The sequence below is a fragment of the Lutibacter oceani genome (assembly GCF_003384935.1).
Classification (GTDB): Bacteria; Bacteroidota; Bacteroidia; order Flavobacteriales; family Flavobacteriaceae; genus Lutibacter; species Lutibacter oceani.
The window spans coordinates 137,686-150,498 of the sequence record NZ_QTTQ01000012.1; the positions used below are offsets into that span (position 1 = coordinate 137,686).

A 12,813-nucleotide genomic window follows, 5' to 3' on the forward strand; every position below is an offset into this window, starting at 1 on the left:
TTTAAGTACAACATGAAAAAAATAATAATAGTATTAAGTATTTTCTTTTTTAACATTACGGCTTTTGGTCAAGGTTCAAATGAAGCCAAATCCTTATTGGATGAAGTTGCAAAAAAAGTTGAAGAATACAACAATATATATCTTGAATTTGACCATAAACTAGATAACAATGATGCAGATGTACACCAAGAAACAATGGGTAAAGTAACTTTAAAAGGAGATTTGTATCATCTAAATTATATGGGTACAGAGCAAATTTTTGATGGAAAAAAAACATACTTAATAATTCACGAAGATGAAGAAGTAATTATTCAGAATTCTGTTGATAATGAAGCTGAAACCTTAACACCATCTAAAATGTTTTCGTTTTATAAAACCGGTTTTACTTATGAAATGGACGCATTAAAATCCATTAAAGGAATAAAAATTCAGTATGTAAAGCTAATTCCAATTGATTCTAATTCTGAAATAACAAATATCCTTATTGGTATTGATATTAAAACAAAACATATTTATAACATTATTGAAACTGGAGAAAACAACACAATAACTACTTTAGAAATAAGAACTTTTAAAACAAATCAACCTATTTCGGAAAAGCTTTTTATCTTTGACAAAGCAAAATTCAGAGATCAAATGAATTACACTATCTCTGAGCCAAATTAATAGCGTTGAAAATATTTGATAAATACATTTTAAAAAGCTTTCTACAGCCTTTATTAGCCACATTTTTTGTGGTTCTTTTTGTGTTGGTAATGCAAGCATTGTGGCTTGCTTTTGATGAAATTGCAGGTAAAGGAATTGATATTTTCTTTATTTTAAAATTTTTAGGATATTTATCACTCATACTAACACCTACTGCGCTACCAATTGGAATTTTACTTTCATCCATAATGGCATTAGGTAATTTATCTGAAAATTATGAGTTTGCCGCAATCAAATCTGCAGGAATTTCTTTAAAAAGAGTTATTAGACCTTTAATAATTTTAACCTTATTTTTAAGTGCATTAAATTTTGTTTTTTTAAACAATGTATATCCTTGGGCTACTTTAAAACAAAAGAATTTGTATTTAAACATGAAAAAGAAAAAACCAGCTTTAGCATTGGTTCCTGGTGCTTTTAATACAGAAATTCCTGGTTTCAATATAAAATTTGATGAAAAATATGGCGAAGAAGAAAACTTATTGAAAAAAGTGCAAATTGCCGATTTAACTTTATCACAAGGCAAAGTTAAAATTATTACTGCTGAAAAGGGTAAGATTTCAACAGAAGAAGGGAGTAAATATATGACCTTAACCCTCGAAAATGGTAATTATTACGAGGAACACTCAAAAAGATCTATGTCTTTAAACGACAGGAAAAAAATGCCTGCTTCTGCTGCTACCTTTGATACTTACACCATAAATATTGATATTTCTTCATTTAATGATGAAAGCGATTTAGATAAAGAAGATATTAAACAGCACCATGGTATGCTAAGTGTTAATCAATTAGATTCAATTTCAAAAGTTGAAAAAATTGCATATGATAAGTATATTGAAGAACGTTCAGATAATTTGTTTGATATAGTAAAGGCAAAAAACTTATATAAGCACCCCGATTCTTTAATTGATGCTAATTTAAATGCTGATATTTTAGAAAATTTTGATGTTGATAATAAAACAATTATTTTAAATGATGCTGTACAAAATGTTAGACGAGCCATTGATAGAGTTAAAAATCAAAAACTTCCATTTAAAAATAAGCGAAAACTATTAAATTTATACGATTTTGAATTTAGTTATCGTATTTCATTTGCATTGGCCTGTTTAGTGTTGTTTTTTATTGGAGCACCACTTGGGTCTATAATCAGAAAAGGTGGATTTGGATTACCAATGATTATGGCAATTACAATTTTTGTGATTTATTTTTTCATTTCACAATTCGGTAAAAATTTATCTGAAGAAAGTGCAATTTCGGCACTGTTAGGTAGTTGGCTATCTACACTTATACTATTACCTTTTGGTATATTGTTAACACGTAGGGCAACACAAGGAATGGGAATATTTAATATAGATAATGTATTAGATAATTTTAAAAAGTTTTTTAATAGATTTAATAAAAAATCAATTAGTTAAAAATGAAAATTTCAACAAGTAACATAAAATTAAACACAATTAAAGAAGCCATTAAAGACATAAAAGATGGTAAAGTTGTAATAGTTGTAGATGATGAAAACAGAGAAAATGAGGGCGATTTTGTTGCTGCTGCTGATAAAGTTACTCCTGAAATGATCAATTTTATGGCTACCAAAGGTCGTGGACTAATTTGTGCTCCTATTACCGAAAAAAGATGTAAAGAACTTAATTTAGATTTAATGGTTGGTTTAAATACCGATCCGTTAGGTACTGCTTTTACAGTTTCCATAGATTACCATGGAAAAGGAGTTACTACTGGTATTTCGGCTAATGATAGAGCTATTACAGTAAAATCTTTAACAGACAATGCAACTAGACCACATGATTTAAGCAGACCTGGACATATTTTTCCATTAAAAGCACGTGAAGGTGGCGTATTAAGAAGAACTGGACATACGGAAGCAATTATAGATTTGGCACGTTTAGCAGGCTTAAATCCTGCTGGAGTTATTGTTGAAATTATGAATGAAGATGGTACTATGGCGCGTCTTCCACAATTAAGTGAAATTGCAAAAGAATATGATTTAAAGATTATTTCAATTGAAAAATTGGTGGAATACAGAATGCAACACGATTCTTTAATTGAATTAACTGAAGATTTTACAATAAATACCCGTTTTGGAGATTACAGATTAAGAGCCTATAAACAAACTACAAATAACCAAGTACATTTGGCCTTAACCAAAGGAAGTTGGGAATTAGGTGAAGAAATTTTGGTTAAAGTAAATTCAACGCTGGTAAATAACGATATTTTAGGCACTTTAACTAAAAATCCTGATGACAAACTTAAAGGTGTTTTTGATGCCATAAACCAAGCTGGCAAAGGTGCCATTGTTTTTATAAATCAGGAAAATCAATCATTCAATTTACTTGCACGATTGGCTATTTTAAAAGAAAGTCAGGAAAAAAACGAGCCTTATATTCCAAGCCTAAAAATGGATGAAAAAGATTTTGGGATAGGAGCTCAAATTTTACACGATCTTGGAATTACAAAATTAAGAGTACTTTCTAATGCAGAAACTTTTAGAAAAAGAGTTGGTATGACAGGTTATGGTATTGAAATTATTGAATATGTAAACTATTAAATTTAAACACAATGCAATGAAAAAGTTAATTATTTTTTGCATTTGTACACTATTTATATTCGGTTGTAAAAAAGAAATTTCACAAAAAAAAGAAACTTATTTAACTCAAGGCAAGAGTTTTACATTAACAGGAAATTTAGAAAATTTTTACCCACAAAAAGTATATCTAAACAAAATTATTGAAAATTCAATTTTTGCTATAGACTCTGCTACCGTTTTAAATAACAAATTTAATTTTAATGGATTTGTAGAATACCCAGAGCGTTTTGCCTTAAGTTTTGAAGAATACTCTGCAACGGTTATTTTAATTATTGAAAACAGTTCAATTGAAATTAAAATTGACGCGAATAATATTGACACACCAGTAATTAAAGGTTCTGAATTAAATTCAAAGTGGAATGAATATCAACTAAAATCAAAAAAAATATTTAAAAAAATTGATTATTTATTTCCTCAATTTCAAAAATACAGGTTAGAAAATAATGCTGAAAAACTAAATGAAATTGGAAATCAGATGAAAAGTATTGAGCAAGAATATATAGAATACAGTTATAATTTTATTAATAAAAACAACAATTCTTATTTAGCTGCTATGATTTTGAGAGATCAATTAAAAAACACAGAAATTGATACTTTAAAAATTATAAATACATTTAAAGCATTATCAGAAAATGTAAAAAAATCTCCTGATGCAGAAATAATTGCGCTAATTTTAAACCTACATTAAAAAACTTAAATCAGATTCTGGAGCTAATTCTACTGGTTGCTTTCCTTGCTGAAATAGTCTTGCAAATAAAGGACCTTTTAATGTTAACTTACTTCCTTTAACCTGCAACCAACTCCCCTCTCTTAAGCCTAAAACCGGAATTTTATTTAACGTATGAAATTCATTAATACGTGTTTCTCTAGTTTCACCCATATGTTTTGATGTTGGATCAGGATCTAAATAATGAGGGTTAATATTAAAATTAATAAATCCGAAAGAATTAAAACTTGGCGGATAAATAATTGGCATATCATTGGTATTTTGAATTGTTAAGCCCGTAATATTACTACCAGCACTTGTTCCAAAATAAGGCACCCCGTTTTCAACAACATTTTTTATACTTGATATTACTTTATTATCGTACAATTGTTTTATCAATAAAAAAGTATTTCCACCACCAGTAAAAATTCCCTTCGCATTATTAACTGCATCAATTGGATTTTTAAATTCGTGAATGCCTTTTACTCTAATATTAATTTTTTCAAAAGCATTTTTTACAATTTCAGTATATTCATCGTGAGATTTTCCACCAGGTCTTGCATAAGGGATAAACAATATTTCATGAACACCTTTAAATAATTCAGATAATTCAGGTAAAATATATTCTAAATAACCTTTACCATGAACTGTTGATGTGCTTGCAATTAATAATTTCTTCATAAAAAATCAAGTTTTATCAAATGTACTATTTTTCATTGTTTTAACATAAGTTTACAATAGCATTAATACTTTTTTAAGAACTCAATAACGTACTTTGTTTTAATGAAATTAAAACTAACTAACTTAACTCTTATTGTTTTTATAGCTGTGAAATCTTTTTCTCAGGAAAATTCAATTGCAATAACGGGTATTGTTAGTAGTGAAAACAAAACTATTGGAGATGTTCATGTAATAAATTTAAATAATAGATATGGCACCATTAGTAATATAAATGGTGAGTTTGAAATTTTAGTAAAAGAAAATGATGTACTGTTTTTTTCTTCAATTCAATATCAAAATTTAAAAATTACAATCTCAAAAGACCATTTAAAAAATAAATTTTTAAATATAATTTTAGTTTTACTTGTTAATGATTTGGATGAAGTTTTTCTTCATGGTTTAACCGGAAGTCTAGATTTAGATAGTAAAAATACCCCAGAAGATACCATTCCAAAAGCTAATTTTGTTTTTAAATTAAGTGATTTAAAGAAAAAATTACCCGGAGATGAATTTGGGTATTTAAGTAATGTAAATGCCGAAACCTTTACAAACCCATTATACCTTAGAGGAGGCGGACAAGGTAGCGCATATAATAAACAATTAGAAAAAGAAAGGGCTTTAAAAAAAGAGCTTAAAAAAAAGAAAAATTTCCCTTATCAACTGAAAAAAGAATTAGGATTAGATTTTTTTACAAACGATTTAAAAATTCTAGAAGAAAAAATTTATAACTTTATTAGTTACTGCGAATACAGAGATATTTTAGAAAAATATTACGCAAATAATGTACTAGAAGTAATTGAAATTTTAAAAGAAGAAAGTACAAAATATAATAAAATTGAAAAATAAATATCTAATACTGTCTTCATTTCTACTCCTTTTTTTAAGTATAAATAATTATGCTCAAGAAACAACTATAAAGCTTAATGGAATTGTAAGAAACGATTCAATTTTTCTGGAAAATATAAATATTATTAATAAAACTCAAAACTTAGGTGCTTCAAGTAATTCAAAAGGAGCATTTACTATTTATACAGCACTTGGAGATTCAATTCTCTTTTCTTCAATAAATTATAAAAACAGAATAATTAAAATTACAGATACACATATTATTAATAAAACGCTGATTGTTTATTTAGAGGAGCGTAATAATGAATTAGATGAAATAACTTTATCATCCAAAATAAGGTTAAATTTTGGCAAAATTGATATGCAAAAGGGAATTGTTTTAGATAACTCACAAAATACGTATAAAAAAGCGCCAAATAGCAGACGTTTAACAGATCCAACTTATGGGAATTCAGGTGTAAATTTCATTTCAATTTTTAAATTGATAACAAAAAACTTAAGAAAAAAAAGAAGAGATAAAAAAACACAAAAAGATAATACTAGAAGACTTATAAATGAATTTCCTGAAAAATTAATAACAAAATATAAATATGATTTTTTTATTGAAGATTTAAAAATTCCTCAAAATCAAGTTTATTTATTTTTAGATTATTGTCAGGATAATGGATTAAAAACATACATTTTAAGTGATGAAATTACTATCAAAAATTTTTTAGTTAAACAAAGCATTAATTATAATAAACTAAAAAACAATTGAGTTTTCTAAAATTTATTTATACTATTTTGGAATGCTTTTTGTTTCTTAGCCTTTTAATATTTTTAACCAATGAAATCAAAAAAATACGTATTCTTATTCCTACTAATTCCCTTAGTAGCATTTACTATTCATAAATATTATATTAGTTTATGTGAAATAGATTTTATTGAAGAAAAAAAATCTATTCAAATTACTTTGGGGATGTTTATTGATGATATAGAATTTACTCTAAATAAAGACAATAACACAACACTTAATATTGCTACAAAAAATGAAGCACAAAAAATAGATGAATATTTTAAAACTTATTTAAATAACCATTTTAAGCTAACAATTAACAACAAACTTATACCATATAAGTATATTGGGAAAGAGTATGATGACGATATTGTACGTTTTTATTTAGAAATTGTAGATATAGCTAAGCTTCATTCAATAGAAGTAATAAATACTTGTTTAATTAGAGATTTTGAAGACCAGCAAAATATAATTAAGATAAGTGCAAACAAAAAAAACAAAACATTCTATTTAGACAAAAAAACTTATAAAGCTTTGTTAAAGTTTTAATAAAATTAAAACTTTAATGTTAAATTTATTTATTTTCGTTACCTAAATTCAATCCTAACTTATATGAAAAAAATATTTCTAACATTACTAACTTTAGTAATGATTTCCTCTACATTTTTTGCACAGGAAGTTGAGCAAGAAAAAGAAAGCCAAAAGGCACATTACAACATAAGTAAATTTAAACAACTACAAGAAGAATTACCAACTCCAAATAAACAACATACAGCTTCTGGTGCTCCGGGATATGAATATACGCAGCAGAAAGTTGACTATAAAATGAACATTGTTTTAGATGATGAGAATCATAGAATAAGCGGTGATGAAATAATAACATATCATAACAATTCTAAAGATCATTTAGAATATTTATGGATACAATTAGACCAAAATATGCGCGCTGCGGACGCTCAAACAAAAGACATAAATGGCGGTGGTCCAAGGGCACTTTATTCCCCTTCTTTATTTACAAAAAATTTCATGGGAAAACCTTTTGATGGCGGTTTTAAAATTGAGCATTTAAAAGATGTGAATGGAAAAGATATTGATTATATGATAAATAACACAATGATGCGTGTTGATTTACCAAAAGCAATAGCACCTGGAGAAACATTTGTTTTTAACATAAAATGGTGGTATAACATAAATAATTACATTGAAGACAGGGGAAGATCAGGTTTTGAAATATTTGAAGATGGAAACACAGCATATGCAATTGCACAGTTTTACCCTCGTTTAGCAGTTTATAACAATGTTGAAGGTTGGCAAAATATGCAATTTTGGGGTTCTAGTGAGTTTGCTTTAGAATTTGGAGATTTTGAAGTCTCAATAACCACCCCAAAAGATTTTATTCTTAACGGTACAGGTGTTATACAAAATCCGAAAGATGTACTTACAAAAAACCAATATAAAAGATATCAGGAAGCACAAAGTTCTTATGAAAATCCTATTTTTATAGTTACACCTGAAGAAGCAGCAGAAGCAGGTAAAGGAAAAGAAAAAGGAACAAAAACCTGGAAATTACATGCAGAAAACGTACGTGATTTTGCCTTTGCTACTTCACGCAGATATATGTGGGATGCTATGGCTGTAAAACTTAATAACAAAACTGTAATGGCTTACTCTTTATATCCAGAAGAAGGTAAAGAGCTTTGGGAAGAACATTCTACAAGAGTTGTAGCCAACACTTTAAAAGTATACTCTAAACATACATTTGATTATCCATACCCTCAAGCTTCATCAATTAATGTACAAATGGGAATGGAATATCCTATGATCTGTTTTAACTTTGGTAGAGCCGATAGAAATGGGAAATTTAGTGAAAGAACTAAAAAAGGAATGATTGGTGTTATTACGCATGAAGTAGGACACAACTTTTTCCCGATGATTGTGAATTCTGATGAAAGGCAATGGACTTGGATGGATGAAGGAATTAATTCATTTGTTGAAATTTTAGCTGAATATGAATATGATCCCGAACTTTTTCCTACCTCTAAATACCCAAAAAACATGGTTGGTTACATGAAAGGAGATCAAAACAGATTAGCTCCTATTATGTCTCAAGGAGACAATGTGTTTAATTTTGGATCAAATGCCTACGGAAAACCTGCTGCAGGATTATTTATTTTGAGACAAACTATTATGGGTCCTGAATTATTTGACCATGCTTTTAGAACTTATTCTAAACGCTGGGCATTTAAACACCCTACTCCTGCTGATTTTTTCCGCTCTATGGAAGATGCATCTGCAATGGATTTAGACTGGTTTTGGAGAGGTTGGTTTTACACAACTGGAAATAATGATATTGGCATAAAAGAAGTTAAAAAATATCATATAACTGATAAACCAACAGAACAAGCAATAAAGGTTTATAAACGTTATGGAATTGAAAAAGATCAAATTCCTCCATCATTATTTTTAGTATCAGAAGATAGTGAAGAATTTACTGAAGATTTAAAAGGAAAAAAAGCTGAAGATTACAGCCTGTTAACAGAGTATATTGATCAAAATTTTTCACCAGAAGAAAAATCTGGAATGGAAGCTCCTAAATATTTTTACGAGTTAAAATTTGAAAAGCCTGGAGATCTAGTAATGCCTATAATTGTAGAGTTTGAATATGAAGACGGTACTAAAGAACGCAAACAATATCCAGCTCAAATTTGGAGAAAAAATGATGCAGAAGTAACCAAAGTTTTCCCTTCAACAAAAGCCATTAATAAAATTACAATTGATCCTGATCAAGAAACAGCTGATGTTGATTTAAGTAATAACAGCTGGCCTAAAACTACTGAAACTAAATTCGATAATTTTAAGAAAAACCAAATTAAAGGTTAATATATTAGCCACTCTTAATGAGTGGCTTTTTTTATAATATTATACATCTCAATAATGAAAAAAATATTTTTACTAATTCTATCATCAGTAATAGTATCCACTTCCTTTTTTGCTCAAGAAGTTGAACAAAAAACAGTAAAACAAAAAGGGCATTATAATGTAAGTAAATTCAAACAACTTCATGAAGAATTACCTACACCTGACAGTCAGCATACAGCATCCGGAGCACCAGGTTACGAGTATACGCAGCAGAAAGTTGACTATAAAATGGATATTATTTTAGATGATGAAAATGAACGAATCTATGGTGAAGAAACAATTACATATCACAATAATTCTACAGATAAATTAGAATATTTATGGCTTCAATTAGATCAAAATAAAAGAGCTGCAAATTCTAAATCTCCAGAAGTTGAATCAAGCGGTTTAAATACATTGTATTCTCCTTCACAATTTTCAAAAACATTTATTGAAGATAAATTTGATGGAGGATTTAAAATTGAATATGTAAAAAATATGGATGGAAGTGACGCCTCATATCTAATCAATCAAACAATGATGCGTTTAAATTTAGATAAACCATTAGCTACTGGAGAGTCACATTCATTTAAAATAAAATGGTGGTACAATATTAATAATCATATAACACAAGGAGGAAGATCTGGTTTTGAGCATTTTCCTGCAGATGATAATAACAGCTATGTAATTGCTCAGTTTTTTCCAAGGTTATGTGTATACGATAATGTTGAAGGTTGGCAAAATGACCAATTTTGGGGACGAAGTGAATTTGCTTTAGAATTTGGTGATTATGAAGTTAATATAACAACACCTGATGATCATATTTTAGGAGCTACAGGAGTTCTTAAAAATGAACAAGAAGTATTAACCAAAATGCAACAAAAAAGATTAGCAGAAGCTAGAAAAACTTTTGACAATCCGGTACTAATTGTTACTCAAGATGAAGCTATAAACGCTGAACAAGACAAGTCTAAAAAAACAAAAACTTGGAAGTTTTTTGCTGAAAATGTTAGAGATTATGCGTTTGCAACTTCAAGAAAATTTATTTGGGATGCAATGGCTGTTGATATAAATGGTAGAACTGTAATGGCCTATTCTTATTATTCAAAAGAAGCAAATCCTTTATATGGAGACCATTCTACAAGGGCAGTTGCACAAACTTTAATAACTTATTCCAGGCATACAATTGACTACCCTTACCATAAAGCAATTTCGGTTGATGGACAAATGGGTATGGAATATCCACAAATTTGTTTTAATCCTGGAAGACCAAATCCTGATGGCACCTATAATGACCGCACAAAATACCGTATGATTGGTGTTACAATTCATGAAGTTGGACACAACTTTTTTCCAATGATTATAAATTCAGATGAGCGCCAGTGGACTTGGATGGATGAAGGATTAAATTCTTTTGTACAAATGTTGGCAATGATGGATTATGAAGAAGGCTATCCATTAAATAGAGGTTTACCAAAAAATATTGTTGGTTATATGAAAGGAGATCAATCAAAATTAGCTCCAATTATGGCTAAAGGCGATGATTTGTATGAATTTGGAAATAACGCATACGCTAAACCAGCTACCGGTCTATGGATATTGCGAAATACAATTATGGGTCCTGAATTATTTGACCATGCTTTTAGAACTTACTCTAAACGATGGGCATTTAAACACCCTACTCCTGCCGACTTTTTTAGAACTATGGAAGATGCATCTGCAATGGATTTAGACTGGTTTTGGAGAGGTTGGTTTTACACAACTGGAAATAATGATATTGGCATAAAAGAAGTTAAAAAATATCATATAACTGATAAACCAACAGAACAAGCAATAAAGGTTTATAAACGCTATGGAATTGAAAAAGATCAAATTCCTCCATCATTATTTTTAGTGTCAGAAGATAGTGAAGAATTTACTGAAGATTTAAAAGGAAAAAAAGCTGAAGATTACAGCCTATTAACAGAGTATATTGATCAAAATTTTTCACCAGAAGAAAAATCTGGAATGGAAGCTCCTAAATATTTTTACGAGTTAAAATTTGAAAAGCCCGGAGATTTAGTAATGCCTATAATTGTAGAGTTTGAATATGAAGACGGTACTAAAGAACGCAAACAATATCCAGCTCAAATTTGGAGAAAAAATGATGCAGAAGTAACCAAAGTTTTCCCTTCAACAAAAGCCATTAATAAAATTACAATTGATCCTGATCAAGAAACGGCTGATGTTGATTTAAGTAATAACAGCTGGCCTAAAACTACTGAAACTAAATTCGATAATTTTAAGAAAAACCAAATTAAAGGTTAATAAAAAAATCCCATTATTAATAATGGGATTTTTTTATTAAAAATTTCTATACTTTTCAGTCATTTCAAATACATGCTGTAAAATTCTTTTTTCTTGCTCATTAAACTCTAAACCCTTACGTTCTAACACTAAAGAAGCGGTTTCAATAGCCTTATTTATTTGATAAATAGAAAATCCTGCTGCACCTCCCCAGCTAAATGAAGGAATAAAATTTCGTGGAAAATTACTTCCATAAATATTAGCGCTCACTCCAACAACGGTACCTGTATTAAACATTGTATTTATTGCACACTTAGAATGATCTCCCATTATTAAACCACAAAATTGTAATCCTGTTTTAGCAAAACCTTCAGTTTCATAACTCCATAACCTTACTTGTGCATAATTATTTTTAAGGTTTGAATTGTTTGAATCTGCTCCAATATTACACCATTCACCTAGAACTGAATTTCCTAAATAACCTTCATGACCTTTATTAGAAAAGCTCATTAAAATACTATTTTTAACCTCACCTCCTACTGTGCAATTTGGGCCAATAGTTGTTGCTCCATATATTTTTGACCCCATTTTTACTGCGGAATCACTTCCCAAACTAAATGGACCTCTTATTAAACTACCTTCCATAATTATGGCATCTTTTCCAACATAAATAGGCCCTGTACTTGCATTTAATGTTGAAAAAAGGATTTCGGCTCCTTCTTCAATAAAAATATCATCTTTATTTAAATAGTTAACTCCTTTTGGTATTGGTTGCGATTTTCTTCCTTCTGTTATAAAATCGAAATCAGCTTTTATAGCTTTTTCGTTTAATGAAAATAAATCCCAAGTATTTTTTATTTGTAGCAATTCAGTATCAAATTCAATTTGATCATATTCTTCAAAATTAACTTCATCTTGAGCTTCTGTTGTAAAAAAAGCAATTACTTCATCATTTTTAAAAACTGCCTGATTTTCTTTTAAATTTGTTATAATTTCAATCAATTTAGGAGTTGGTAAAAAAGAAGCATTTATCATTATATTTCGCTCCATTTCAACCATAGGATATTTTTCTTCTAAATATTCTTCGGTAAGGGTAGTTGTTGTAAAACCAAGATGTTTTTCCCATTTTTCACGAATTGTAAGAATTCCAACTCGTAAATCTGCCACGGGTTTTGTGTAGGTAAAAGGCAATAATGCATTACGTACTGAACCGTCAAATAAAATATAATTCATTTTTATATAGTTTAGACAAATGTACAGTAAGTTTTATTTTTTCTCAAA

11 protein-coding genes are annotated in these 12,813 nt (G+C 28.8%); 9 read left to right on the plus strand and 2 right to left on the minus strand.

The annotated features are described in order from the left end of the window. Nucleotides 1-12 precede the first annotated feature (12 nt). The 4 genes from BX611_RS13505 to BX611_RS13520 are packed head-to-tail and all read left to right on the plus strand — an operon-like array spanning nucleotide 13 to nucleotide 3,989. Entirely contained in the window at nucleotides 13-666 is a 654-nt protein-coding gene (locus tag BX611_RS13505; RefSeq protein ID WP_115882661.1) for a LolA family protein, read from the plus strand. Between the two features lie 5 nt (nucleotides 667-671). Continuing rightward, nucleotides 672-2,117 carry an LptF/LptG family permease gene (locus BX611_RS13510; RefSeq protein WP_115882212.1) on the plus strand — a complete coding sequence of 482 codons (1,446 nt, stop codon included), beginning with the start codon at nucleotides 672-674 and terminating at the stop codon, nucleotides 2,115-2,117. A gap of 2 nt (nucleotides 2,118-2,119) precedes the next feature. Beyond that, a complete protein-coding gene (gene ribB, locus BX611_RS13515) occupies nucleotides 2,120-3,262 on the plus strand; it encodes a 3,4-dihydroxy-2-butanone-4-phosphate synthase (protein ID WP_115882214.1) in 1,143 nt (380 codons plus the stop codon). Between the two features lie 16 nt (nucleotides 3,263-3,278). Beyond that, a complete protein-coding gene (locus BX611_RS13520) occupies nucleotides 3,279-3,989 on the plus strand; it encodes a DUF4369 domain-containing protein (RefSeq protein WP_115882216.1) in 711 nt (236 codons plus the stop codon). Here BX611_RS13520 and pepE read toward each other — a convergent pair. Next, a complete protein-coding gene (pepE, locus tag BX611_RS13525; RefSeq protein WP_115882218.1) occupies nucleotides 3,981-4,688 on the minus strand; it encodes a dipeptidase PepE in 708 nt (235 codons plus the stop codon). The two genes, BX611_RS13520 and pepE, sit on opposite strands and share 9 nt — an antisense overlap. Nucleotides 4,689-4,790: 102 nt before the next feature. Here pepE and BX611_RS13530 point away from each other — a divergent pair, with 102 nt between their 5' ends. The 5 genes from BX611_RS13530 to BX611_RS13550 all read left to right on the plus strand — a co-directional run bounded on the left by BX611_RS13530 (nucleotide 4,791) and on the right by BX611_RS13550 (nucleotide 11,553). Continuing rightward, complete coding sequence (locus tag BX611_RS13530; protein ID WP_115882220.1) at nucleotides 4,791-5,573, plus strand: peptidase associated/transthyretin-like domain-containing protein; 783 nt, start codon at nucleotides 4,791-4,793, stop codon at nucleotides 5,571-5,573. After that, nucleotides 5,563-6,330 carry a peptidase associated/transthyretin-like domain-containing protein gene (locus BX611_RS13535; RefSeq protein ID WP_115882222.1) on the plus strand — a complete coding sequence of 256 codons (768 nt, stop codon included), beginning with the start codon at nucleotides 5,563-5,565 and terminating at the stop codon, nucleotides 6,328-6,330. Before BX611_RS13530 ends, BX611_RS13535 begins: the two co-directional genes overlap by 11 nt. 69 nt (nucleotides 6,331-6,399) lie before the next feature. Continuing rightward, nucleotides 6,400-6,897 carry a DUF6702 family protein gene (locus BX611_RS13540; protein ID WP_115882224.1) on the plus strand — a complete coding sequence of 166 codons (498 nt, stop codon included), beginning with the start codon at nucleotides 6,400-6,402 and terminating at the stop codon, nucleotides 6,895-6,897. A gap of 63 nt (nucleotides 6,898-6,960) precedes the next feature. Beyond that, a complete protein-coding gene (locus tag BX611_RS13545; protein ID WP_115882226.1) occupies nucleotides 6,961-9,228 on the plus strand; it encodes a M1 family metallopeptidase in 2,268 nt (755 codons plus the stop codon). 54 nt (nucleotides 9,229-9,282) lie between these two features. After that, the gene (locus BX611_RS13550; protein WP_115882228.1) at nucleotides 9,283-11,553 is read left to right on the plus strand and encodes a M1 family metallopeptidase; all 2,271 of its coding nucleotides are present in this window, start codon (nucleotides 9,283-9,285) and stop codon (nucleotides 11,551-11,553) included. Between the two features lie 36 nt (nucleotides 11,554-11,589). Here BX611_RS13550 and BX611_RS13555 read toward each other — a convergent pair whose 3' ends face one another. After that, nucleotides 11,590-12,765 (minus strand): GlmU family protein, encoded by a 1,176-nt coding sequence (locus BX611_RS13555; RefSeq protein WP_115882230.1) that lies wholly within the window; start codon nucleotides 12,763-12,765, stop codon nucleotides 11,590-11,592. Nucleotides 12,766-12,813: the final 48 nt, after the last annotated feature.

Excerpts from the sequence above, each read along its gene's own strand:
- BX611_RS13520 (WP_115882216.1), top strand. The coding sequence starts at position 3,279 with ATGAAAAAGTTAATTATTTTTTGCATTTGTACACTATTTATATTCGGT.
- pepE (WP_115882218.1), bottom strand. The coding sequence starts at position 4,688 with ATGAAGAAATTATTAATTGCAAGCACATCAACAGTTCATGGTAAAGGT.
- BX611_RS13540 (WP_115882224.1), top strand. The coding sequence starts at position 6,400 with ATGAAATCAAAAAAATACGTATTCTTATTCCTACTAATTCCCTTAGTA.
- BX611_RS13530 (WP_115882220.1), top strand. The coding sequence starts at position 4,791 with ATGAAATTAAAACTAACTAACTTAACTCTTATTGTTTTTATAGCTGTG.
- BX611_RS13505 (WP_115882661.1), top strand. The coding sequence starts at position 13 with ATGAAAAAAATAATAATAGTATTAAGTATTTTCTTTTTTAACATTACG.
- BX611_RS13545 (WP_115882226.1), top strand. The coding sequence starts at position 6,961 with ATGAAAAAAATATTTCTAACATTACTAACTTTAGTAATGATTTCCTCT.
- BX611_RS13550 (WP_115882228.1), top strand. The coding sequence starts at position 9,283 with ATGAAAAAAATATTTTTACTAATTCTATCATCAGTAATAGTATCCACT.
- ribB (WP_115882214.1), top strand. The coding sequence starts at position 2,120 with ATGAAAATTTCAACAAGTAACATAAAATTAAACACAATTAAAGAAGCC.
- BX611_RS13555 (WP_115882230.1), bottom strand. The coding sequence starts at position 12,765 with ATGAATTATATTTTATTTGACGGTTCAGTACGTAATGCATTATTGCCT.